At 34.7% G+C, this 24010-nt stretch carries 27 protein-coding genes and 2 riboswitches; of the genes, 22 read left to right on the forward strand and 5 right to left on the reverse strand.

The features are described 5' to 3' along the window. Window positions 1-29 precede the first annotated feature (29 nt). The 6 genes from CALHY_RS04470 to CALHY_RS04495 all read left to right on the forward strand — a co-directional run bounded on the left by CALHY_RS04470 (window position 30) and on the right by CALHY_RS04495 (window position 5495). A complete protein-coding gene (locus CALHY_RS04470) occupies window positions 30-350 on the forward strand; it encodes a glycine cleavage system protein H (protein ID WP_013402811.1) in 321 nt (106 codons plus the stop codon). A 42-nt stretch (window positions 351-392) separates the two neighbouring features. Then, entirely contained in the window at window positions 393-1343 is a 951-nt protein-coding gene (locus CALHY_RS04475; protein WP_013402812.1) for an ABC transporter substrate-binding protein, read from the forward strand. Between the two features lie 14 nt (window positions 1344-1357). Further along, window positions 1358-2377, forward strand: coding sequence for a FecCD family ABC transporter permease (locus CALHY_RS04480; protein ID WP_238524602.1), 1020 nt, complete (start codon window positions 1358-1360; stop codon window positions 2375-2377). Between the two features lie 4 nt (window positions 2378-2381). Further along, entirely contained in the window at window positions 2382-3614 is a 1233-nt protein-coding gene (locus CALHY_RS04485; protein WP_013402814.1) for an ABC transporter ATP-binding protein, read from the forward strand. Between the two features lie 14 nt (window positions 3615-3628). After that, a complete protein-coding gene (locus CALHY_RS04490) occupies window positions 3629-4270 on the forward strand; it encodes a lactate utilization protein (protein ID WP_013402815.1) in 642 nt (213 codons plus the stop codon). A 101-nt stretch (window positions 4271-4371) separates the two neighbouring features. Beyond that, window positions 4372-4531, forward strand: a riboswitch (cyclic di-AMP (ydaO/yuaA leader). Window positions 4532-4535: 4 nt separating this feature from the next. Continuing rightward, entirely contained in the window at window positions 4536-5495 is a 960-nt protein-coding gene (locus CALHY_RS04495) for a C40 family peptidase (protein WP_013402816.1), read from the forward strand. Window positions 5496-5562: 67 nt separating this feature from the next. Here CALHY_RS04495 and CALHY_RS04500 read toward each other — a convergent pair whose 3' ends face one another. Continuing rightward, a complete protein-coding gene (locus tag CALHY_RS04500; RefSeq protein WP_013402817.1) occupies window positions 5563-6462 on the reverse strand; it encodes a hypothetical protein in 900 nt (299 codons plus the stop codon). Window positions 6463-6638: 176 nt separating this feature from the next. Here CALHY_RS04500 and CALHY_RS04505 point away from each other — a divergent pair, with 176 nt between their 5' ends. Genes CALHY_RS04505 through CALHY_RS04575 form a run of 15 tightly spaced genes read left to right on the forward strand, consistent with a single transcriptional unit; the run spans window position 6639 to window position 19199 of the window. After that, complete coding sequence (locus tag CALHY_RS04505) at window positions 6639-7148, forward strand: YqeG family HAD IIIA-type phosphatase (protein ID WP_013402818.1); 510 nt, start codon at window positions 6639-6641, stop codon at window positions 7146-7148. Continuing rightward, on the forward strand, window positions 7145-7990 hold the full coding sequence (gene aroE, locus CALHY_RS04510) for a shikimate dehydrogenase (protein WP_013402819.1): 846 nt from the start codon (window positions 7145-7147) through the stop codon (window positions 7988-7990). Before CALHY_RS04505 ends, aroE begins: the two co-directional genes overlap by 4 nt. A gap of 37 nt (window positions 7991-8027) precedes the next feature. Continuing rightward, window positions 8028-9710, forward strand: a complete 1683-nt coding sequence (locus CALHY_RS04515) for a GspE/PulE family protein (protein ID WP_013402820.1) — start codon at window positions 8028-8030, stop codon at window positions 9708-9710. 31 nt (window positions 9711-9741) lie between these two features. Continuing rightward, window positions 9742-10797: a type IV pilus twitching motility protein PilT gene (locus CALHY_RS04520; protein ID WP_013402821.1), complete on the forward strand. Its 1056-nt coding sequence runs from the start codon at window positions 9742-9744 to the stop codon at window positions 10795-10797. Window positions 10798-10813: 16 nt separating this feature from the next. Further along, entirely contained in the window at window positions 10814-12025 is a 1212-nt protein-coding gene (locus CALHY_RS04525; protein WP_013402822.1) for a type II secretion system F family protein, read from the forward strand. A gap of 32 nt (window positions 12026-12057) precedes the next feature. Next, window positions 12058-12498 carry a type II secretion system protein gene (locus CALHY_RS04530; RefSeq protein ID WP_013402823.1) on the forward strand — a complete coding sequence of 147 codons (441 nt, stop codon included), beginning with the start codon at window positions 12058-12060 and terminating at the stop codon, window positions 12496-12498. A gap of 38 nt (window positions 12499-12536) precedes the next feature. Further along, on the forward strand, window positions 12537-13283 hold the full coding sequence (locus CALHY_RS04535) for a prepilin peptidase (RefSeq protein WP_238524584.1): 747 nt from the start codon (window positions 12537-12539) through the stop codon (window positions 13281-13283). Between the two features lie 25 nt (window positions 13284-13308). Continuing rightward, a complete protein-coding gene (locus CALHY_RS04540; RefSeq protein WP_013402825.1) occupies window positions 13309-13581 on the forward strand; it encodes a late competence development ComFB family protein in 273 nt (90 codons plus the stop codon). Continuing rightward, on the forward strand, window positions 13568-14155 hold the full coding sequence (locus CALHY_RS04545; RefSeq protein WP_041723110.1) for a pilus assembly FimT family protein: 588 nt from the start codon (window positions 13568-13570) through the stop codon (window positions 14153-14155). The genes CALHY_RS04540 and CALHY_RS04545 overlap by 14 nt, the downstream gene beginning before the upstream one ends. Beyond that, window positions 14152-14658, forward strand: coding sequence for a PilW family protein (locus tag CALHY_RS04550; RefSeq protein ID WP_013402827.1), 507 nt, complete (start codon window positions 14152-14154; stop codon window positions 14656-14658). The genes CALHY_RS04545 and CALHY_RS04550 overlap by 4 nt, the downstream gene beginning before the upstream one ends. A gap of 32 nt (window positions 14659-14690) precedes the next feature. Beyond that, window positions 14691-15665 carry a pilus assembly protein PilM gene (gene pilM, locus CALHY_RS04555; RefSeq protein WP_013402828.1) on the forward strand — a complete coding sequence of 325 codons (975 nt, stop codon included), beginning with the start codon at window positions 14691-14693 and terminating at the stop codon, window positions 15663-15665. Window positions 15666-15679: 14 nt separating this feature from the next. Further along, on the forward strand, window positions 15680-16216 hold the full coding sequence (locus tag CALHY_RS04560; RefSeq protein ID WP_158304226.1) for a PilN domain-containing protein: 537 nt from the start codon (window positions 15680-15682) through the stop codon (window positions 16214-16216). Between the two features lie 14 nt (window positions 16217-16230). Beyond that, complete coding sequence (locus tag CALHY_RS04565; RefSeq protein WP_013402830.1) at window positions 16231-16842, forward strand: hypothetical protein; 612 nt, start codon at window positions 16231-16233, stop codon at window positions 16840-16842. A gap of 36 nt (window positions 16843-16878) precedes the next feature. Beyond that, complete coding sequence (locus CALHY_RS04570; protein WP_013402831.1) at window positions 16879-17286, forward strand: prepilin-type N-terminal cleavage/methylation domain-containing protein; 408 nt, start codon at window positions 16879-16881, stop codon at window positions 17284-17286. After that, on the forward strand, window positions 17286-19199 hold the full coding sequence (locus CALHY_RS04575) for a tapirin (RefSeq protein ID WP_041723111.1): 1914 nt from the start codon (window positions 17286-17288) through the stop codon (window positions 19197-19199). Before CALHY_RS04570 ends, CALHY_RS04575 begins: the two co-directional genes overlap by 1 nt. Window positions 19200-19316: 117 nt before the next feature. Then, window positions 19317-19406, forward strand: a riboswitch (cyclic di-GMP riboswitch). A gap of 241 nt (window positions 19407-19647) precedes the next feature. On the opposite strand, the gene CALHY_RS04580 is transcribed toward CALHY_RS04575, so the two are convergent. Genes CALHY_RS04580 through CALHY_RS04590 form a run of 3 tightly spaced genes read right to left on the reverse strand, consistent with a single transcriptional unit; the run spans window position 19648 to window position 22077 of the window. Beyond that, window positions 19648-20214, reverse strand: a complete 567-nt coding sequence (locus CALHY_RS04580; RefSeq protein WP_013402833.1) for a uracil-DNA glycosylase — start codon at window positions 20212-20214, stop codon at window positions 19648-19650. Next, window positions 20192-21397: an aspartate aminotransferase family protein gene (locus tag CALHY_RS04585; protein WP_013402834.1), complete on the reverse strand. Its 1206-nt coding sequence runs from the start codon at window positions 21395-21397 to the stop codon at window positions 20192-20194. Before CALHY_RS04585 ends, CALHY_RS04580 begins: the two co-directional genes overlap by 23 nt. 53 nt (window positions 21398-21450) lie before the next feature. Further along, complete coding sequence (locus CALHY_RS04590) at window positions 21451-22077, reverse strand: DedA family protein (RefSeq protein WP_013402835.1); 627 nt, start codon at window positions 22075-22077, stop codon at window positions 21451-21453. An 88-nt stretch (window positions 22078-22165) separates the two neighbouring features. Here CALHY_RS04590 and CALHY_RS04595 point away from each other — a divergent pair, with 88 nt between their 5' ends. Beyond that, a complete protein-coding gene (locus CALHY_RS04595; protein ID WP_013402836.1) occupies window positions 22166-23152 on the forward strand; it encodes a hypothetical protein in 987 nt (328 codons plus the stop codon). Here the strand turns inward: CALHY_RS04595 and uppP are convergent. Then, a complete protein-coding gene (uppP, locus tag CALHY_RS04600) occupies window positions 23118-23915 on the reverse strand; it encodes an undecaprenyl-diphosphatase UppP (RefSeq protein ID WP_013402837.1) in 798 nt (265 codons plus the stop codon). The genes CALHY_RS04595 and uppP overlap by 35 nt on opposite strands. Window positions 23916-24010: the final 95 nt, after the last annotated feature.

Genomic DNA, 24010 nt, shown 5'->3' on the forward strand with positions numbered 1-24010 from the left:
AATACTTCGAAAAAAGGGAATGAAAAAGGATGCTGTATGGTGAGAGGCTTCTTTTTGGGGATATGTGGGTTGAAGTTAATGGTTCGATTGCTTCGGTAGGTATAACTAAAAATTTGGAGATGGAGCTTGGTGACATTGTGATGTTTGAGTTTTTCAAGACGTCAGGGTATATTCAAGAAGGAGAGGAGTTTGCAAGAATTGAGTCAATCTACAAGACGTACACCTTGAAATCCCCAGTGAGTGGTTATATAAGGTGGGTAAACCGTGAGCTTCCTTTTGATCCTACTTTATTAAATTTATTACCAGAAGAAACAGAAATAATTAGTATAGACATCCAGCAACTTGTGTGATATAATAATGCAAGCAAATTATTACATACAAAGGGGTTGAATATGCTGATGAAGTTTTCTAAAAAGTTAGTTGCAATAGTTGTTTTAATTGCATTTGCGGTAGCTTTAATTCCATTTTATTCTCATGCTGCCGACTTTCCTGTCACAGTCAAGGATGGAAAAGGATATAGCATAACTGTAAAACAGAAACCTCAAAGGATTTTGTCGCTTGCGCTTCAGACAGATGAGATTTTGCTCAATATGGTGTCTGCTAACAGAATTGTTGGGCTTTCTATATTTGCTGATGACAAGAACAATTCGAATGTCGTAAATCTTGCTAAGAATGTAAAAGGCAGATATTCGAGCAACGACATTGAAAAGATAATTGCGGCAAAACCTGACCTTGTGATAGTACCTTATTACATTGACAAGTCAAAGTACGACCTTTTGAAGAAAGGTCTTAAGTGTCCTATATATGTCAGCTTAAATCCAAATTCGATTGTAAATATCAAACAAGAGATTATAAATCTTTCAAAGCTAACTGGTGAAATCCAGAAAGGTCAGGCTCTTATAAAGTACATGGACGATAAAATTAATTTTGTGCAAAAAAAGGTAAAATACTTGAGAAAGAAAAAATATGTGCTTTTCTACACATACTACTTCAATTCCACATATGGCAAAAATACAACCCAGCATGAGATTGCAAAGTATGCAGGGGTTATAAATATAGCAGCTGTTGCTGGATTGAAAGGCTGGCCAACTATCTCAAAAGAACAGATTTTGGAGTGGGACCCGAACATCATTGTTATTCCATCTGCGTCGTACAATCCAAAAAAGACTTCTCAGCAGTACGTAGAGGAGTTCAAAAAAGACCCTGCTTTCAAAAACCTGAAAGCTGTGAAGAACAACAGCGTAATTATTCTTGATGATAGGCACGTTCAAACAGTTTCGCACTATATTGTTGAAGGTATTTATGACTTGGCAAAAGCTGCATATCCGTATCTTTTCAAATAAGGCTTTTATAAGTGGTGGTACAGTTGAAAAAGGTTTTGATTATTTTAGCTCTTCTGCTTTTGACAGTATTTATAATATCCATAGGGGTGGGAAGTGTTTTTATCCCTCCCCTTCGTGTTTTAAAGGCACTTTTATCGCTCATAGGTATAAGTTTTGGTCCAGCGAATGATATGGATTTGACAATTGTCGGGCAAATAAGACTTCCAAGAATAATAATTGCCATGATTGTTGGGATGAGCTTGAGCATAGCAGGTGCGCTTGTTCAAGGACTTTACAGAAATCCTATGGCAGACCCAGGAATTATTGGAACATCAAGCGGTGCAAGTTTAGGTGCCATTGTTTGCATAGCCTTTTCGCTTAACACCATAAACATATTTTATTTACCATTACTTGCTTTTGCAGGTGCGCTTCTGATTTCGTTTTTAGTGTACAGGCTTTCAACCAAGAACAACAAAACGCCCATTACAAACCTCATTTTAATTGGTATTGCAGTTTCAACTTTTGTGTCTTCCATAAACTCTTTGATTCTTTCAAACATAAATCAGTATCAGGTAAGCGAATATATATTTTGGATGCTCGGTAGTTTAGACGGTCGAAGCTGGGTGCATGTGAAGATTAGCTTTGTTCCTCTTTGTATTTTGATACTGTGTTCTTTGCTATTTGCAAAGAGGATAAACATTTTGATACTTGGAGAGGAAGAAAGCTTTACAATTGGGGTAAATCCAGAAAAGCTGAAAAAAACCTTGCTTTTTCTTGTTTCGCTCATAACGGGGATAGCGGTCTCTGTCTCAGGACCAATCAGCTTTGTTGGGCTAATTGTTCCGCACATGCTCAGACTCATTGTTGGAAGCGATTATAGAAGACTGATACCTGCTTCAATTTTAAGTGGTGGAATATTTTTGATTATGTGTGATACAATTGCAAGAGTATTGTTTTCACCGGTTGAAGTAAAGGTTGGGATTATAACCTCTTTGGTGGGGGTACCATACTTTTTGTACCTTCTGAAAAAGCGTGAAAATGAGGTGAGTGTATAGAATAATGTCTCTTTTTGTTGAGAACCTCAAATGCGGCTATTCTTATCCAATTGTTGAGGTAGATGGAAGGCTTAAGTTCGAAGAAGGAAAAGTCTATGGATTTGTTGGACCAAACGGAAGTGGTAAAAGTACACTGATAAAGGCTTTAGCAGGGCTTGTCAAAATTTTTGAAGGCAGGATTTGTTTTGGTGAGGTGCAGATAAGCAAGCTTTCTGACATAGAAAGAGCAAAGCTTATTTCGTACATGCCACAGCACATCTTTTCAAGCTTTCCGTTTACAGTTCTTGATGTTGTGATGATGGGAAGATTTCCCTATGAAAAGAGCAGGTTCTTTGCTACCTACGAGAGCAAAAAAATTGCAGAGGAGAAGATAGAACAGGTTGATCTTTCCAGCAAAAAACTTTCGAGCATATTAAAGATTTCAGGTGGTGAGAGGCAAAGGACTTCCTTTGCACGTGTGCTTGCTCAAAGTAGCAAAGTTTTGCTTTTTGATGAGCCAAACTCAAGCTTGGACATCTCTCACCAAGAAAAGATTTTAAGGATTGCAAAACAAGAAGCGCTGGATGGCAAGATTGTCATAATGGCAATTCATAATCTGAAAATTGCAGCCAAAGTGTGCGATAGTGTGATTATGATGAAAGATGGTAAAATTGTAGATATTGGAAGACCAGATGAAGTTCTAAACCAGCAGAACATCAAAAAGGTGTATGACGTTGACGCAGTTGTTTACAAAAATCCCTTTGGGATATTTGATATAGAACTTATCCAGAGAGAAGACCCAAAAGCTGTGCACGTTCATGTTGTTGCAGGAGGTGGGAGCGCACAGCTTCTTTTCAGGATGCTCGTTGAAATGGGGTGTAAAGTCACAACAGGTGTACTTTCCACAAACGATACAGACTTTGAAACAGCTCAGCTTTTTTCCATCTATACAGTTTTTACAAAACCTTTTATGCCAATTGGTGAAAAAGAGTACATTGAAAATGTCCAGCTTATAAAGAGAGCAGACCTGTGCGTGCTGTGTAGTATTCCGTTTGGTGTTCAGAACCTGAAAAACTTAGAGGCGCTGAGATATGCTAATAAGCTGTGTATAATTGAAGAGGAGGATATTTCAAAGCGCGATTTTACAGGCGGTTTGGCAACAAGACTTTATAATTGCTTGAGGGAAAAAGCATTGGTTCTTTCAAGCGTTGATAGCTTAAAAGATTATATCTTAAAAGAGACAAACGGTAAAATGTGAAGGGGTGATATGAAGTGAATCCAAACAAGGCGTGGTGGATAGATACAAACTTTGAAACTGTAAAGAAAAACTTGGAAGCAAGAAACTTTGAATGTTTTATTGTCGAGAAAAAAGAAGATGTTGTGCCTCTTTTAGAAAAGCTCATTTCAAAAGGCAGTGTGGTATCGTGCGGTGGGTCAATGACACTTTTTGAGTGTGGTGTGATAGATTTTCTGAGAAATGGCAATTACAATTTTTTGGACAGATACAAAGAAGGTATAACACCTGAGGAGCTTGGTGAGATTTACAGAAAATCTTTCTGGGCTGACTACTATCTTATGTCAACAAACGCAATAACACTTGACGGAAAACTCATAAACATAGATGGAAACGGCAACAGGCTTGCAGCGCTTCTTTTTGGTCCTAAAAATGTAATAGTGATTGCCGGCAAGAACAAGCTTGTTTTAAACGAGGAGCAAGGTTTGCTGAGAGTAAGAAATATTGCATCTCCCATGAACTCAAAAAGACTTTCTCGAAACACACCCTGCACCCAGGACGGAAAATGCCATGATTGTTTAAGTAGCGATAGCATCTGCAGCCATATTGTTGTAACAAGAAGGTCTCCTGCAAAGGGAAGAATCAAGGTTGTGCTGGTCAAAGAAGACTTGGGCTTTTAAAGATGGGGTTGTAATATTTTAGAAATATCTGCGTAACAATTCTGTAAAAAAGGGTTGACAGAATAAAGTGACTTGTAATAAAATAATTACATCAAAATAATAAACTTCATAGGCTGAATGCCTGAGCAAATTGTAAAAATTGCTCAGACAGCGGGAGACCCACAGTAGCCATTGGGGTGAATCGGCAAAAGTCTTGCCGTAGGGATAGCCTTCTTGTCCCGAACCCGTCAGCTAATCCCGTAAGCCTCAAGAAGGGAGTTTTTGTATGAATCTCAGAAGCTTAATTGCTATAACTCTTGGAATTTTTTTGATGTTTTTTTCTGCAAAGGCCTTTGCCCAGTCAGCCCAGGCAAAATCAACAATAAATATAAGAAGTGCACCTTCAACAAGTAGTAAGATTTTAGGAGTTTTCCCCAAAGGGTTTAAAACCCAAGTTTTGTCAAATGCAGGTGGATGGGTAAAGATTTCGTATGATGGAATTGTTGGGTATGTAAAGTCTGATTACATAACTATTACAAATGAAAAAAGGAGCGCAGTTTCAAATACTTCAAGGGCAAGTGTTGCAAAAACGGCTGCTAAAGCTGCGCAAGCTACAGTTTTAAAAGACAATGCGCGCTTAAGAAGTGATATGTCAACCTCATCAAAGATATTAAAGACATTAAAAAGTGGCAGCAAAGTCTATGTCCTGTCAAGAGAACAAAATGGCTGGGTGAAGGTAAAGACGCTTGATGGCACAGTAGGATATATGGCATATTACCTTTTGAAGATGCCTTCACAATTTGTATCGAAAACAATGTCACGTGGTGGGTATGAGAGAGGTCAAGCAGAAACTTTTACAAATCTTAGCTTAGCTCAGAGAATTTTGGAGTTTGCTCAAAGATTTCGTGGTATAAGATACTCATATGGTGGGACGTCACCATCAACTGGTTTTGACTGTTCAGGATTTGTACAGTTTGTGTTTAAGAACTTTGGGATACATTTAGAAAGAACAGCAGCTGACATGGCAAGAACAAATGGTGTGAGAATTTCTTACAGTGAAATTAAACCGGGAGATTTGCTTTTCTTTGACACAGATGGCGGGAAAAATTATATAAATCATGTTGGCATATATTTAGGCGGTGGCAAGTTCATTCATGCATCAAGTGCAAGGGGACGTGTAACAGAGACTGACTTAAATTCATATTATGGAAGATTTTTTATGATGGCAAAAAGGGTCATAAGATGAAAGTAATAAGGGGCTTTTTCCTGAAAATCAGAAAGGAAGAAGCCCCTTTCAAGTTTAAAAGTGCTTTTTACTTTTTTATCAAAGGCAAAATCAGGTTTTTGGCATCTTCTTCACTTTCAATGGTAGAATCAACTTTCTTGAGCTGCCAAACCTCAAGATGAGAAATCTCTACGCCCGGTGCGACAGTGTAAAGTGGACTTAGAGTTTCCATCTCGAGCATGAAATCGGTTGTATATGTTTCGTAAGAACATCCAAAGTCAGGGTACTCTGCACCATCTACATGTTTGTATTGTTTTATAAACAAGTCTCCATCATTTAAGTAGCAAGCCCAGCCGTCTAAATTTGGATATCCAATCTTAAACGGTGGCTTGCAGTTTTTATCCTGTTTTAGAATAATAAAATCCTCTCCCCACAAGACTCTGTGGTCGTTAAGTTTTGTATATGGCCACATGACCAAAGGATAGCTTGGTAAAAGTCCTGTATCAATCTTTGGAATTGGCATGACCTCAACTCCACCAGGTGCCATTACAGAAAGAGCCCAAATTGCGAACTTAACTTCAAAAAGACCATTGTTCTTGATTTTATACGTTACATAAGCTTCTGGTTCGGTTGGGTGAAACTTCAGTTCAATTGTTTTTTGCAAGAAAGTTGTGGTTTCCATGGGTTGTTTTAGTACAATGCCATTTTCTACAATTTCAAAGTCTATTTTGTGATTATCAGGGAAATATGTGCGTGGCATAGCTTCCGGACTGTGCCACAGTCTTGTCCCGCCGTATATTCTCCACTCATCACCGCCAACTTTTCCTGCCTGGTCTTCCACCACACAAAAGACGTTCTTACCACCTTCAAATCCAAAATGAATTATTCTCGGTCCCACGTCTGTTGTGACAATTGCTTCGATTTTCCCATTAGAAATTTTGTAGCAGTTTTCCCAGCCCATATACTCGACTTTTTTTACCTCAACCATTTTTAACCTTTTTCCCCCTTCTCAATTTATTTTGAAAAATATAGAGGCTTAGAATATAATTAAATTATACCTTATCAGGTTGTATTTTCACAAATCAAAAAACAAAAAAGTTGTGTAGATTCATTTTTTTCTTTGACAATTTTTAGATAGTAAAAGGGAGAGAAAGGGCAGAGAAGATGCTAAAAAAGTTCAAACCTGATATGATATGCAAAAGTATATTGGATATTGACCTTGAAACTCTTATAAAAAGAGGAATAAACTATCTCATTATCGACATAGACAACACCATAGTTGCGTGGGGAGAGTTTGATGTAAGAGAAGAGATTATTGAGTGGCTTGAAAAGGTTCAAAAGATGGGATTTAAAATTTGCCTTGTTTCGAACAACCAGAAGGATAGAGTCAAAAAAATAGAAAGTATGCTTGGCATTCCTGCCATCTATAATGCAAAAAAGCCTTTGAAATCTGGATTTTTAAAAGCATCAATACTGCTTCATCAGGGCAAGAAAAATCATCAAACAGCTGTGATAGGTGACCAGTTTTTTACAGATGTGATAGGGGCAAAAAGGTTAAAACTCTATGTAATTTTGGTCCGACCATTAAAAGAAAAGGAGTTTATTGTAACCAGAATAAACAGGATTTTTGAAAAGAAAATTCTAAAATATTACGAAAAGGATGAGAGAGAATGAAAAAGCTTTTTTTGATTGGCAAGAGTTTAAAACACTCAATTTCACCTTTTATTCATAACACGATTCTATCTGAGTTTGATATTGATGCAATTTATTCAAATTTAGAACTCTCTGATACTGAAAAGCTAAAAGAATTTGTTGAGATGGTGAGAAAAGATAAGGATGTTGTTGGATTTAATATAACAATTCCTTACAAGGAAGATATTTTGGAGTTTTGCGATGAAGTTTCAGAAGATGTGAGAATAATAAAAGCGGCAAATACTGTAAAAAAAGAGGATGGAAAGTTTTTGGCTTACAATACCGATTGGATAGGGTTTAAAAAAAGCTTGGAGGATAGGGGGGGTGATGTAAAAGACAAAAAAATATTGATACTTGGTAGCGGTGGTGCAGCAAAAGCTTGCATCTATGGACTTTACAGGATGGGTGCAAAAGAAGTGTTTATTGCAAACAGGACATATGAGAAGGCACAAGCTTTAAGGCAGCAGTATAAAGAAATAGTTGACTTGAAGATTATAAAGTGGTCAGAAATAGAGAATGTTTCATATGATATTTTGATCAACACTACACCCATTGGCATGTACCCTGATGTAGACATCTCTCCCATAAATACCCTAAATTTTACTGTTGAACTTGTATATGACATGATATATAATCCTTATAAAACTAAGTTATTGCAGCTTGCAGAAATAAATGGCAAAAAAATATTAAATGGGCTGCCGATGCTGATATATCAAGCAATTGAAGCAGAAAAAATATGGTTTGGAATTGAGCCAGATAAAGAGATGGTTTCACTTATACACACTTTAGCAAAGAGTGAACTTGAGAGAATTGGAAGTATGTAAGTGAGAAAAAACCGCTATTGAAAGAAGGTAATAAATAGTGGTAGCAGGCAAAAAACGCTTAGGAGAGTTGTTGGTAGAAGCAGGATTGATCACTCAAGAGCAGCTTCAAAAGGCTTTAAGTCTCCAAAAGTCTACGGGAAAGAAATTGGGTGAAATTTTAGTTGAACAAGGTTTTGTGACAGAAGATGAGATTGTAGAAGTTTTAGAATTTCAATTGGGAATTCCCCACATAAAACTTGATCAATACAATATTGATCAGGAAGCAGTGAGTCTGGTTTCAGAAAACATTGCCAAAAGACATACGTTAATTCCCATAAAAGTTGAAGGTGATAAGATTTATGTTGCTATGGCAGATCCTCTTAATATATTTGCAATTGAGGATGTGGCAATATATAGCGGTAAGAATGTTCAGCCAGTTATAGCCAAGGCTGGTGATATCAAAAGAGCGATTGAAAGATTTTATGGAAAACAGGAGGCATTAAGAGTTGCAGAGGAACTGAACAAAGAAGCATCTCAAAGGAAGCCACAACGATTAGTAATTTCTTCTGATGAGGAGCAGGAAACTCCTGTTGTAAAGCTTGTTAATTCCATATTTGAGCAGGCAATAACACTGCGGGCAAGTGACATACATATTGAGCCTTTTGAGAATGAAGTGAAAATAAGATTCAGAATTGATGGGGTATTGTATGATATTTTGAAGTTAGAGCCAAGTGTTTTATCGTCATTGATTGCACGAATAAAGGTTATTGGAAATATGGATATAGCTGAAAAAAGAATTCCCCAAGATGGTAGAACAACATTTTACTTTGATAATAGACAATATGATATGCGAATTTCATCCTTACCCACCATTTATGGAGAGAAACTTGTAATAAGAATAGCTGATAAGAGTTCATTTATTAAATCAAAACTTGAACTGGGATTTACAGATGATGATTTAGAAAAATATAATAGAATCATTTCTTCCCCGCATGGTATCATTCTTGTTTGCGGCCCAACAGGTAGTGGTAAAACAACAACCTTGTATACAATTTTGAATGAATTGAATACTGGAACAAAAAACATCATTACTGTTGAAGACCCTGTTGAAAGTACAATTTATGGCATAAATCAAGTTGAGATCAATCCCAAAGTAGGACTTACATTTGCCAGTGTGCTGAGGTCTATCTTGCGACAAGACCCCGATATAATTATGATTGGTGAGATAAGGGATAGAGAAACTGCAGAAATAGCAATTAGAGCAGCAATTACAGGACATCTTGTGTTGTCTACAATTCATACTAATGATGCTCCAAGTGCCATTACAAGACTAATCGATATGGGTATAGAGAATTTTTTAATTGGTTCTGCAGTAGTGGGTGTTATATCCCAGCGTCTTGTGAGAAAGATTTGTCCGAATTGTAAAACAGCATATATACCAGATATTTCTGAGTTAAACACTTTGGGTATAAAAGATAATAAGGATACAAAACTTTACAAAGGCAGAGGATGTGCTTTTTGTAATCATAAGGGTTATTATGGAAGGACAGGAATATATGAAATTTTGCTGATGTCAAAAGAATTAAAAAAATATATAGCTAAAAACGCAAGCAGTGACGAAATTAGAGAGATAGCTATAAAAGAAGGGATGAAAACCTTAAAAGAAGCATGTATCGCAAAAGTGTTAGAAGGTGTAACAACGGTAGAGGAGTTTGTGAAAGCGACTTACACATTAGATTAAAATTTTTGTCTTTTATAGGAGGCTTTTTATGATGAACATTGATGAGATTCTTAAAGAAGCTTTTTTAAAAGGTGCCTCAGATATTCACATAACGGTGGGATTGCCTCCAACTATTAGGGTTCATGGAAATTTGATTCGGCTTGGGGATGAGAAACTTTTGCCTAAGGATATAGAGTCAATTGTAAAATACATTGTGCCGGCTGATCATCTTGAAAAACTTTATGAGAATGGTGAAGTTGATTTTTCTTATAGCCTACAAGGAATTAGTAGATTCAGAGTAAATGTATTCAAGCAAAGGGGTTCATATGCAATTGCTTTTAGAATCATTCCTCAAGAAATTCCAAAATTTGAGAATTTGGGACTTCCACCTGTTATCAGAGAATTCACAAAGCTTAATAAGGGATTGGTTTTAGTTACTGGTCCAACTGGTTCAGGAAAATCAACTACACTTGCCTCGCTGATAGATATAATAAATACAGAAAGAAGTGTTCATATAATTACCCTTGAAGATCCAATCGAATACTTGCATAAACACAAAAGCAGTATAGTAAATCAAAGAGAAATCGGAAGCGATTCTAAAAGTTTTGCAGCAGCTCTTCGCGCTGCTTTACGTGAAGACCCGGATGTAATCTTAGTTGGTGAGATGAGAGATTTGGAAACAATCTCGATTGCTCTTACCGCTGCAGAGACCGGGCACTTAGTATTTTCAACTCTTCACACTATTGGTTCTGCAAAAACAATCGATAGGATAATTGATGTTTTTCCACCACATCAGCAACAGCAAGTAAGAGTCCAACTGTCAACTGTACTCCAGGCAGTAGTTTCTCAACAATTGCTTACGCGTAGAGATAAACTTGGTAGAGTAGTTGCTTGTGAGGTAATGATTGCAACGCCGGCTATAAGAAATTTGATTAGAGAAAACAAAACTTACCAGATTCAATCTGTGATTCAGACAAGTATGAAAAATGGAATGATAACGATGGAGCATTCGTTAGTAGAGTTGTATCGCAAAGGGTGTATCACAAAAGAAGATGTTTTTACATATGCGCCTGACCAAGACATAGTGAATAAATTACTCCAACTGTAAGTGGGGAAGATATCATATGGGCGAGTTTGTTTACAAAATATTAGATAAAAACGGAAAATTAACTAAGGGAACAATTATGGCCGAAGATATAAATGCAGCTCTGAAAATTCTTAAAAGCAGAGAAGTTTTTGTTATTGACTTACAAGAAAAAGGTTTATTAGAAAAAGAAATTAATTTAAGAGTCAAAAAGAGAATAAGTACAAAAGAGCTCTTTATTTTCTGCAGACAATTTGCTACAATGTTGATGGCAGGAATATCAGTCTTGAATTGCCTCGATGTATTGAGAACACAGAATAGAGGCAAATATTTTGGCAAAGTTTTAAATGACTTGTATGAGGAGGTAAGTAAAGGAAATCCTCTTTCATCTGCTATGCATGAGCACCGCGATATTTTTCCGTCTATTCTGATACACATGGTTGAAGCTGGAGAGTTGAGTGGTTCATTGGATACGGCAATGGATAAAATGGCAATACATTTTGAAAAAGAAATGAAATTGAAGCAGAAGATAGTAAATGCTTTGATATATCCAGTGATTGTCATAAGTGTTGCATCACTTGTATTTTTGTTTTTACTTATTTTTGTAATACCAGCATTTGTCGAAATTTTTGCACAATTAAATGTGCAACTTCCATCGATAACTCTTTTTATAATAAATTTAGGAGTTTTTTTAAAGAGAAACCTTATATATATATTAAGTGCAATTGTTCTTGGTTACATAGGATACAAAATGTTCAGAAAGTTTCAACGAGGAGCCGTTTTTATTGATAGTTTCAAACTCAAAATTCCCCTTATTAAAAGTATTATTTTAGGTCAAGCTACAAGCAGGTTTACAAGGACACTGGCAACACTTTTAGGTGCTGGTGTTAACTTGTTAACCGCTTTAGATACTACAAAAAGAGTAATTTCCAATGCTTATATTGAAAAGGCGTTCGAGGGGGTGATTGAGAGAGTTAGAGGGGGAGAGGGATTGTCACAACCAATAAGTGAGCTAAAAATATTTCCTCCACTTGTATCGGTTATGCTAAGAACCGGTGAAGAAACAGGTAGGCTCGAGTATATGCTCGAAAAAGCGGCTGACTTTTACGAAAATGAGGTTGAAAATCAGATAACAAGACTGACCGCTTTGTTTGAACCGTTGATGATTATCTTTCTTGCTTTGATGGTAGGTTTTTTAGTGATATCAATTATTTTGCCATTGTTTAGGTTGTATGGAAGTGTAACTATATGAAGAGGTTTTAAAAAAAAGAGGAGGGAGATAAAATGTTGAGATGGTTTATTAAAAAAATTAATGGGAAGAATGAAGGTTTTACATTAATTGAAATGATTGTAGTAGTTGCAATAATTGCAATACTTGTAGGAATAGCTGTTCCCCAGGCAGTAAAACAAATCAATAGAGCCAAAATTAGTGCTGACTTAGCAAATGCAAGGAATATAGCAATGGCTATTCAACAATATGTAGCAGATGGTGGAGATGCCAGCAAGCTCTCTACTAACTGGAAATCAATAGAAGAAGATACATTTATAGTCCCATATCTAAGTGGGGGAGTACCAAAACCAAAATATTCTTCGGACTATAAAGGCTTTTGTTACAAATACCAAAATGAAACTGTTCACGTTGGAGTATATAAAGATTCTTCATCTTTGACTGACGATAAAGTAGATGAAATATATCCAAATCCAGAGCAACCTTATAACCAGTGAAAAATAATAAGATGTGGTTAGACAATATGTGTCGCATAATGTTTTTAATTTGGACCCTTGTCCTTGGCAGCTTCCTAAACGTTTGCATATATAGAATACCACGGGGGGAGTCGATTGTATATCCCCCCTCTCATTGTCCTAATTGTAAAACAAGAATAAAGCCATATGATTTAATCCCTGTTTTGAGTTTTATCATTTTAAAAGGTAGATGCAGGGCTTGTCATGAGAAGATTCCATTAAGGTATCCTATAGTTGAAATTTTATCCTTGCTATGTGCAATTAGTGCCTACAGCAAGTTTGGTTTTAGTGTCAGGACATGGATAGCGTATTTCATAGGATTTGTATTGATATATATCTCATTTGTGGATGTGGATACACTTGAGATATCTAATCTTTCCATATTAATACTTTTTGTACTTTCCTCATTGTTATACTTTTTAGACAAAGGTTTTTCTTTGATAAACATAAAACACTTAATTCTTGGCGGAATCTATTCAAGTTCCTTGGTTTTGTTGATATATCTATCCTCTCGAGGAAGAGCAATGGGGTTTGGTGATGTTTTACTATTGTTTGCAGGCGGAGTTGGTTTTGATTTTGGAAAGGCAGTTGTTGTTAATTTTTTGAGCTTTGTAATAGGGGCAATATATGGTGTTCTTTTATTACTTCTTAAAAGAAAAACAGTAAAAGCACAAATTCCGTTTGCTCCTTTTATAGCTATGTCTATATATTTAACTCTTATATTTGGTGATCATATTGTGAAATGGTATCTTGGTTTATTTTTGTAAAAATATGTTGAGAGGGGAGAAATTTGTGTATAAAGTAAAAAACTATATGGAAGAAGCTGTTTTAATGTTATTTGATAGAGTGTTGAAAGATATAGATGTGTGCAAATGTGAAAAATGCAAGACAGATATATTTGCCCTGACTTTAAACAGGCTTCCACCAAGATATGTGGCAACAGAAGAGGGAGAGCTTTACACAAAAATAGAGTCCTTAAAGGAACAATTTGAAGTTGACATAATTGCAGCAATTACTGCTGCAGCATATATTGTAAAAAATAATCCTAAACATGAGAAAAAATAAAGAAGTAATGTGGTTTAACATGAAAGGTAATTGTAGAGCATTTACATTGATTGAAATGATAATTGTAATCTCAATTTTGGTCGTATTGTTGTCAATTGCAATTCCCAATTATTTGTTATTTAGTGAAAAAGCAGAGATTGATAGAGTTACTAAAGAAATTGCTTCTATGATAACACAAATGTATGGTAAAATAGAAAGTGAATTGGCATATTATAAGTATTTTGTTGTAATAAACAATTGGGCCAAAGAAAACGATAATGGAGAAAAATACCTTGAAGTTAAATTCATTAAAAGAGATGAAGGTAATCAAATAAAAATTCTTAAGACGTTGGTAAGTCGGAAAGTAGTACTCGAAAGTAACAAAGTTTCGACTCAGAGATTAACTGTTATTACGTATGATAATAGGCTTCGATATTGCATTTCTGAGGCAGATAGTGAGACTACAATTTTCTTAAGCTCTTATTCTCCTACGCAGGGAGATACGGTGATTGAAATAAAAGGGAAAGGGCATTCTACATTCAAAAGAAAGATTATTATTAAAGAAATACCTCCAGGAAGTGTCTTGATAGAATGAAGAAAAGAGCCTTGGGCTTTACATTAATAGAGGTTTTAGTCAGTGTTACAATTTTGTTTATTGTGATAGTGGTTATATATGATTTTTTTATGAACACAAATAAATTTCTACATAACCAAGATGAGAATATAGAAGTATCTCTTCAAGCTAAAAGACTCCAAGAAGATATAAAACAATGGTTCCAGATGGCTGATCAAAAGTCTATCGAATGTTTTCCGTACAGCAAAAGAGTTGAGATGAATGTTTATGAATATGACTTAGCTCAGAATATTTTCTTAAAATATAGAATTGTACTCCAATATGATGGTGTTCAAAAGAAAATAAGTATTCATAAATATGATGAAGCTGGCAGAGAGGTTTCTTCTTCAATTTATTTAGAGAAAAAGGTAGAGTATTTTTCTGTTATTGAAAATGGTAATTTAGTTTTGATTACTTATGAAATTAAATTTAGTCCTAAAAAAGTGCAGAAATACGAGATTACTTATTATCGACGTACTGATTAGAAATTAGAGTATCAAAGTGAGGCAATATAAACATGAGCAAAAAAATTACCATTGAGATAGGAAAAAACTATATAAAAATTTTAGAAGGAACTGTTAATAAGAAAATTTTAATTAGTAAAGTCTTTGAAATCGAATCGGATGATGATTTTATTAGGGATGATTCAAGGGTGGAAGAAGATATTCTTTACAAGTTGTTAGGAGAAGGGATTGTAAACAATAATTTTTCTAAAAACAACGTTACAATAGTGCTTTCTGGAATTGCAAACATTCTAATAAGAGAAATGGTAATTCCTGCTCTTTCACCAGATAAGACCTATTCACTTTTGAAATTTGAGGCAAAGCAAAGTTTTCCTGTAAATGTAGAGAATTTCGTAGTTGATTATAAACAGCTTTCTTTTTTTAAGGAAGGAAAAACAAAAAAGCAACATATTTTAATGGTGGCAGTTCCCAAGAAAATTATAGAGGGGATTATAAATGTGTCTGAAAGATTACACTTGAGAGTGAAAAAGATTGATTTAGAGTCAAATGCGTTATGGCGGGTAGTGAGTAGGGAAAGAGGAACTTTGAAAGAAGAAACAGCTACTGAGAATACCTTTATGATTGTGAATTTGATGCGGTACTATGTAACTGTTGTAATTTGTAAGGGAGAAAAGCTGCTGTTAGCAAAGACGTTTCCATTTTATCAGCTTGAAAGGATTTTCAGGTCTGAGGATATGTCAGAAGAAGTACTCTTCACTTATTACGGTTATATGCTTAGTGAGGTAGTAGAAAATGTTGCAAAGTTCTATGAATTTTTTAAAATAAGAAGACACGCAAATGAGACACTTTCTAATATTTATTTAACAGGTGAGTTGTGCAAAAAAATGGATATGAGGGAACTAATGAAAGCAAGAATTAACAGCAATGCAATATACTTGGAAAATCTAAATGTTATAGACACAGCAAATAGCTTAGAAGAATTAAATCAGTGTTCGATTGTAACAGCTATTGGTGGGTTATTGACATGAAGGAGAGGAAGTTTTTGAAAAAAAGAAGTTATAAAGATATAAATTTACTGCGGGCATATCAGTACGAAACACGAAAAAGAGAAAAAATGCTGAGGATATTTGTTGCCATTTTAATATTAGAAGTTGTATTATTTTGTATCATCTCTTTTGGATACATCACAAAAATTAAGATTATAAAGAATGAAATAAAGACATTAGAACTCTTAAAAAGCGAAAAACAAAAGGATACGCTGGTAATAAAAAATGCAGCGGCAGAAGTGAAATTGTTAAAATTAAAAGAAAAGTTTGTAAATTTAAAATTAGAAGAGCATAAAAATGTATTAAAAATCTTAAATGAGTTAGAAAAAATTACGCCGCAAGATGTAGTATTTGACAGTTTGAGTTTCTCTAAAGGAGAAATTAATTGTGTTGTTAGAAGCAATTCAGTAGAGTCACTTTTTAAATTTGTTGTGGGTATTAGAACCAGTAGCGTATTTACTAATGTTTCATTTTCAAATATAAGAAGCGAAGGTGATTGGAAACTCATCTCAGTAAAAGCAAAAATACAATAAGGAAGGGGTTATTAGTGGGATTAAAAGATAGAGATAAGAAACTTTTATTAATCTTGGTTATGATAATTTTGGCTTTCACTTATTATAACTTTTATGTAAGAAAATATAGTCAGGAAATTTACACTTTAAAAATCAGAAAACAACAACTTGAAGATGAATTGAATATTCTAAGCTCACAGTTAATTGTCTATAAAAAAGAAGAGAACACAAAATTAAATCTAAGTAGTGAAGAATTGAACAAAAGACTTCCCCCTAACCAAGATCAGATGTTTACTCTTTTAGATCTCCAAAGATTAGCACAACAATTTAATGTGGAAATCTCCGATTATTCTATTTCTCAAAAACAAAAGTTGAACAATTCCTTTGGTAATGAATTTGATGATATTTTTTATTTTTCTTCTCATCAAACATGGAGAATGAAATATGAGGATTTTAAGAAGCTTTTTGAAATGCAGAAGTTTTTTTATCCTCTTTACTCTATAGATTCTTTCACATTGATAAATTCTGAAGATAAAATAGTGGCAGATTTTGAAATTAAGTTTTATGGTTACGAAGACAGATTTGCGAAAAAGAGAGAACTTTCATTTCCAAATATAGTTACGGGGAAAAATAATATTTTTAAATAGACAGGGTTAGGAGTTTTTGTAAAGGAGAAGTACAAAATGAAACAAAGTGGTTTTACACTTATAGAAGTAATAGTTGTAGTGGCTATAATTTATATTTTGTTAATTCCGATAGGAAACTTGTTGCAGCAAATACTAAATGCTAACATAAAAACAGAGAAAAACTTTGAATTAGCAAAAGTTTTGAATAAAACGATTGAAGAAGTAGTGCATTTCTTGAAAGATATAAATCCATCATTTGTTGGTCAAAATTCTGTTAATGTAAAAGATAATAACGGAAATGTGGTGTACAGGATAATATATGAAGTTTCAAACTATGATAATTTTGAAGTGACACAAGATGTTTATAATTACCGAGAAGAACTTAAAAAAGTTGATTTAGAAATATTAGATAAAAACAATAATAATATCAAGTCACTTACATATTTTATTAGGGTGAATCAATGATGAAAAACTTTATAAGAAGCTCCAGCAAAGGGTCAGCATTAATAATTGTGATAGTTTTTTTTACTGTATTGCTTCTTCTTGTTGCAGGCACGATGGAACTTGCCCTCACCTCGTTAATACATAGTAAAGAGACAATAAACAAGACACAAACTTCAACTGCTGCAGATAGTGCGATGGAATATATTCTGTTTTATATTAGCAAAGCGATTGCTCAAGCAAAAAGGCTTACATATGCTCAGTTTTTTGATTCAACTGGAAGGTTGATTTACACGGGTGATAGTTTTGAAAATGATTATTTAAATACTTTCAATAGCTATATAGCTGATTTTTTTGAAAACAGAGGTAACAGAATTGGAATTGATATGAAACTCGCAGATAATAGTTCAGTTCAAGTTTCAAATGTATCTGAACTTATTTTGCTGGCAAGACAAAGTTGTGAATATATTAGCAATATATCTTTTTCCAGATCAGGAAATTCATATATTTTAGAAGTTGAAGCTTTAGATTCTACTACGAAAACAAAGAGGGTAGAAAGATGTGTATTTACAATTCCTTCCCCATTTGAAAAAGTCGAGATTGTTTCTAATTCTTCATCCCCAGACACTTTATTACCCTATTTGTTAGCGTGGGATAGCAATATATTTGATTTTACCACTTATGGCCTTTTTAGCAGTGACAAAATCATATTTAACAATAACATAACGGTTACCACACGAAATATGTACAGCAGTAGCGATATAACACTTCGAAGTGACAACAATAGACCAGGAGATTATACTATTAAGGCTGATAACATTATTGTGAAAAATGGAAGTTTTATCTTTGGAGGAAACAATAAGGTAGTAGTTAACAATTTGATGTACACAAAAAATGGGATAACTTTTAATGGAAACAACAATAGACTTGAATCAAACTCTCTTCTTTTCTCGGATGGGACTATCTCTCTTAGTGGAAAAGATGAAATAGTAGCAAATGCATTGTTTTGTGATACATTGGATATTAGAAATGGGAGCAGCAATTTAGTCACTATAAATGAATTTGCATATTTTAATAAATTAAATATCTGGACTGACAAAATGGTCTTGAAATCAAATTCTAAGCTTTTTGGAGGAGATATAGAAATAAGAAATGATGGTATTCTGTCTGCAGATGTCGGAACAGTTGTATATGCTAACAATCTGGATATTATTGGTTCATCTGCAACTATTGATGCTCCTGATACTGTGCTCTATTGTAATAACTTAAAAATAGATGGAGAAGTAAAGCTAAACGTAAAGAAAATTGTTTGTAGTGGAACGATTACTATTTCTAATTTAAATTCAGGAACGAATATAAGAGTTTCAGATAAAATTGAGTGCAGAAGTATTCCCCAAAATATACCCTCAGGTATTCGGAATTTGTTTGTTCAAAATCCAAATGTAAATTTTCAAATTCCTTATCCCACTATTCCCGCGATTATAGAGGAAATAAAGAAGAATACATTTCCAACTAATTGGATTAGACTTGATAACATTGTGGAAGACAAAAAAGATATTAACGGAGCAAATTATTATTCACTTGTGTCTACAGGACAGAATAGTAATGACATAAATGAAATATTTAACAAGAATAAACCTAACAATCCACATTCTAATGTTCAGATTTTCGTTATTACAAAAAGTGGAATCAATGTACCACCAGATCAAAACCATTTGGATGGAGTTTTAATAGCAAATGGGTCTCTTCAGTTCAATGGAGGTAACTTAAATATCGAGTATGTTAGAATGCCTCAACCACTTATAGACTATTTATTGAGCAAGAACATAATAAAAATAGAAAATGTTCAGCCACCTGTAATTAGTAATCCTACAGTTACTTTTTTGCCTCGAGATGTGAATTTGTTTATCATTGCACGTCATTTTGTAGTTAAATAAGATATTAATGTTAATAGAGGAGTCAAAAACCATTGCAATTTGTGTTGGAATTAAGTATTATAATAAAAGAGAATTTTCTAAACAAAGTAAAATGGTAAATTAGAAAATAAAGACATATGTCGACAAAGGCAAACCTGTCGAAAGGCAGGGGCGCAAAGCCATGGGCCTGTCGGAAGTACAGCTTCCTATGGTCGCCAGGCTGCCGAAACATATGTCAAAGAAGAGTGAGTAAAAGTTGGTTGAGTGAAAGGAGCAAACACTCACTTTATTTTCTTTGACTGTAGGCACCTGGCGAGAAGTCAGGTGCTTTAATTGTTTTGTAACAAGCTTTTTGATAAATGAAGAAAGGTCTGCGGGGAATAGAAAATAGAAAATCCCTCTATCCTCATAACCCCTCGAACTCCTAAAATACATTTTGAGCCGACCATCCTTTTGGTCGGCTCTTTTTTTATGGTTTTGTCGCTATCTTCTCCAGCCTTTCCTTCACACTTTTCAAATCCCTGTAAAAATCCTCTCTTTTGCCCGGGTCTCTTAAAAGTGCTGCTGGATGGTATGTAGCCATAATCAAAAAATTACCTTTTTCAAACCACTTTCCCCTGTCTTGAGTGATTTTAAGGTCTTTGCCAAGAATATATTTCATAGCTGTTGCACCAAGACAGACAATTATTTTTGGAGAGATGAGTTTTATCTGGGCTCTCAAAAAAGGCAAGCAGTTTTGAGCCTCTACCTCTGTTGGCACGCGGTTGTTTGGGGGTCTACACTTTAAAATGTTGCAGATATAAAAATCTTTTTCTCTTGAAAGCTCCAGAGAAGTCAAAGCCAAGTCCAAAAACTTTCCTGCTCTTCCTACAAACGGTTTCCCTTGCTTGTCTTCTTCCTCGCCCGGTGCTTCGCCTACAAATACAAGCTTTGCGTTTTTGTTCCCATCACCCACCACAACGTTTGTGCGATTTTTGGAAATAGGGCATTTTTCACATGAAAGACACGCATTTTCAAGCTCTTCCCATGTCAGCATATCTTTTCACCACGTCTTTGAAGATTTCCAAAGCTTTATCTATGTGAGTTTTTTGAACAATCAAAGGTGGAGCAAATCTTATGACATTTCCACCTCCGCAACTGCTTGTCAAAAGCCCGGCTAGAGCTAACTCTTTTACAAGCTCTTTCACAGGGAAAGAAAACTCAACACCTATTAAAAGTCCCAAACCTCTGACATCCACAATAAAATCGAATTGTTCTTTTAGCTCAAGAAGCTTTTGTCTTAAATAATCCCCCATTTTGTTTACATTTTCAATTATATTTTCTTCTTCAATTATTCTCAACACCTCTAAAGCTGCTCTTGTTGCAAGCAAATTTCCACCAAAAGTTGAGCCGTGCTCACCTGGTTCAAATGTAGCAACCTCTTTTTTACAAAGCATAGCTCCAATCGGCACACCATTTCCAAGCCCTTTTGCAAGAGTAATTATGTCAGGTGTTATATCATACTGCTCAAAACAAAAAAGACTGCCGCACCTTCCAATACCTGTCTGGACCTCGTCAATTACAAACAAAAGCCCGTGTTCTTTGCAAAGGCTAAAAAGCTTTTGTACAAACTCTTTTGAAAGAACCTTTATTCCGCCTTCTGCCTGAACAAGTTCAATCATAACTGCTGCTGTTTTGTCGTCTATAGCATTTTTTATCTTTTCAATGTCTGCCTCAACGTTTATAAATCCTTCTGGCATTGGTTCAAAGGGCTTTTGATATTTCTTTTGGCCTGTTGCAGCAGTTGTTGCAAGTGTTCTTCCATGGAACGAATTTTCAAGTGTGATGATTTTGTATTTTGAAAGACCTTTTTTGAAAAAGTAGTTTCTTACAAGCTTTATTGCAGCCTCGTTAGCCTCAGCGCCAGAATTACAGAAAAATACTTTGTCAAATTTAGAAACTTTAGCAAGTCTTTTTGCCAAAAGTGCTTGAGGTTCAATGTAAAACAGGCTTGATGTGTGTATAAGCTTTTCAATCTGGTCTTTCAAGGCAGCAACAAATTTTGGGTGGCTGTGCCCCAAATTGCACACAGAAATTCCAGAGATAAAATCAAGGTATTCTTTGTTTTGGCTGTCATAAAGAACGCATCCTTCTCCTCTTTCAAAAGCAAGTGGTATTCGACTGCCAAACACGTTGACATAGTACTGTGAATCATAAGAGATTATTTCATCTATTTTCATAATTTTAGCCCCTCACTTAAAAGTTTTTAATAATTATACATCAACATTTATATTTATTCAACCTCAGCTGACTTTTTGCCTTTGAAGATTTTATAGACAACATAACCCACAATTGCAGCAATTATTAAGGCTAATATAAGATAGTCGAAGCCTTTTAAATGCTCTTCAATTGACTTCCAATTATCGCCAAGCTTTTTTCCGAGATAGACAAAAACCAGAGACCAAGGAAATGACCCAAGGACGGTGTAGATACAAAACTTTACAAAGTTCATCTTTGCAATACCAGCAGGAAGCGAGATGAATGTTCTTATAACAGGCAGAAGCCTGCTCACAAATATAGTAATTTCTCCCTTTTTCTGAAAGAATTTTTCTGCCCTCTCAAAATCGTGCTTTGATATAAAAAAGTATTTACCGTATTTGAGTATAAATGGCCTTCCGCCAAAGTACCCTACTACATAGGCTATTACAGAGCCAGCTAAACAACCCAAGGTTGCAACAATGGTCATGGAAAGTACACTTCCAATTCCTTTGTATACGAGGTACCCGCCAAGCGGCAGGATGACCTCAGAGGGTATTGGAATGCAGGCAGACTCAAGCGTCATTCCTATGAATATACCTAAATGACCAAACTGAGAGAGGTATTCAGCAATTGATATAAATATCTGTTTTATAAACTCCATTTTTTCTTCCTCCAGAATTCTTTCATATAATATTTTGAATTTAAATATCATGTAATTTGAGAAATATGTGAAGGTAGCAGGAGAACCATTGCACAAGGGAAGAATTTTTGCAATTGTTTCAACAATCCTTGGGTCAATAATAGGCGCTGGTTTTTCTACCGGTCAGGAGATTTTCTATTTTTTCTCTCAGTTCAAAGAAAAAAGTTTTTTATATATCAGCTTTTCTTCCATTTTGATATTTCTAATTTTACTTTACCTTGTGAACATCAGAATTAAAAGCAGAATAATTTTAATGATATTCAAATCTTACATCTTGCTCTTTTCTGTAATAACACTAATAGTTATGTTTTCTGCATTTGGTCAGTTAGGAAGAGAATTTTTGGGTGCAAATAAATATATGTTTACTTTACTTTGTTTTGTCTTAAGCTTTGCAATATATAAGCATGGCTTGGTAGCAATTGTAAATTTAAATAAGATTGTGGTTAGCATTTTAATTACAACAATTACTTTTGTTTTTTTGAAATCTATGCATAAAAATGCGATACTATTTCAATTTGAAAATTTAAAATTCCATTTATCAAAAGATGCTTTTCATAATCTCATATTCCCTCTACTTTACTCCACTTACAATTCGTTACTTGCCTTTCCTGTAATAAATAGTCTTGAAGAAAGATTTTGTAAACAAGAGATTAAAACATCAATAGCTATTTCGACCATACTAACTTTTTTACTACTTTTGATTATTAATACCTTGTTACTTTCAAATGGCAATATTCAAACTTCCCAGATGCCTCTTTTGAAAGTTGAAAAGAGTATTATTTTGCAGTTTGTCCTTGTTACATGTGCATTTTTAGAAATACTCACAACTACTCTTGCAAACTACATGGGGCTTTCCTATTCTATCAAAAATCCAAAAGCTGAGTTTGTGATTATCGCCGTTTCGCTTATTTTGGGCTTTAATGAGTTTCAGGAGCTGCTGAGAAAACTTTACTCTCTCATGGGATACATCGGTCTTGGCATTATAGCAATGCTGAGCTTATCTACACTGCTTTTAAAAGATAGAAGGCTAAAATGACTGCAGCCAATAAAAATCTGTAATAAGCAAAAATTTTAAAACCGCTTTTTTTGACAATACCAAGCAAAAAATGAATTGCCAGAAAACCTACTATAGCAGATGTAAAAAAACCAATTGCAAAGTTTGAAAACTCAGCAACCACATGATTGATGTTTTTTAAAAGCGACACAGCTCCTGCACCAAGTATAATGGGTGCTGACATCAAAAACGAAAATTTAGCTGCAGCTTCTTTTTTAAGACCAAGCAAAAGTCCTGTTGTCATTGTTATGCCAGATCGCGAAATTCCGGGGAAAAGGGCAAATGCCTGCGAGACACCAATTAAGGCTGCGTGATACACATTCATTTTTAAAAGTTCTATTTTATTTTTTGCAATTGAGTCTACATAGTACAAGATAAAACCGAACACTGCAAGTACAATTGCAATCAAAAGATATTGTTTTCTGAAAACTTCTTCTACAATATTTTCAAAAAAGTATCCAAAAAGTGCACCCGGAATTGTTGCAACTATTATGAACCAAAGCAATTTTCCTTTTTCTGACTTTGGCTTTGCAATTCCTTGTACCACGATATCCAAGTAATCCTTCCAGAAATACACAAGTACTGCCAAGAGTGTTCCAAGATGCAAAGCGACATCAAATACAAGTGAATGTTCTTTCCAGCCAAAGAGCCATGGGAAGATTATCAGGTGTGCAGAGCTTGAAATTGGCAAGAATTCTCCAAGCCCCTGCAATATTCCTAAGAAGATTGCCTGAAATGCCGTCAAACTTATGACCTCCTCTTGAAAATGTTTTAGACTAATCTATTATATCAAAAATATGTAATAGGAAAAATTAAAATTCTATGAGAATTTGGTATAAT

The organism is Caldicellulosiruptor hydrothermalis 108, from assembly GCF_000166355.1.
GTDB lineage: Bacteria > Bacillota > Thermoanaerobacteria > Caldicellulosiruptorales > Caldicellulosiruptoraceae > Caldicellulosiruptor > Caldicellulosiruptor hydrothermalis.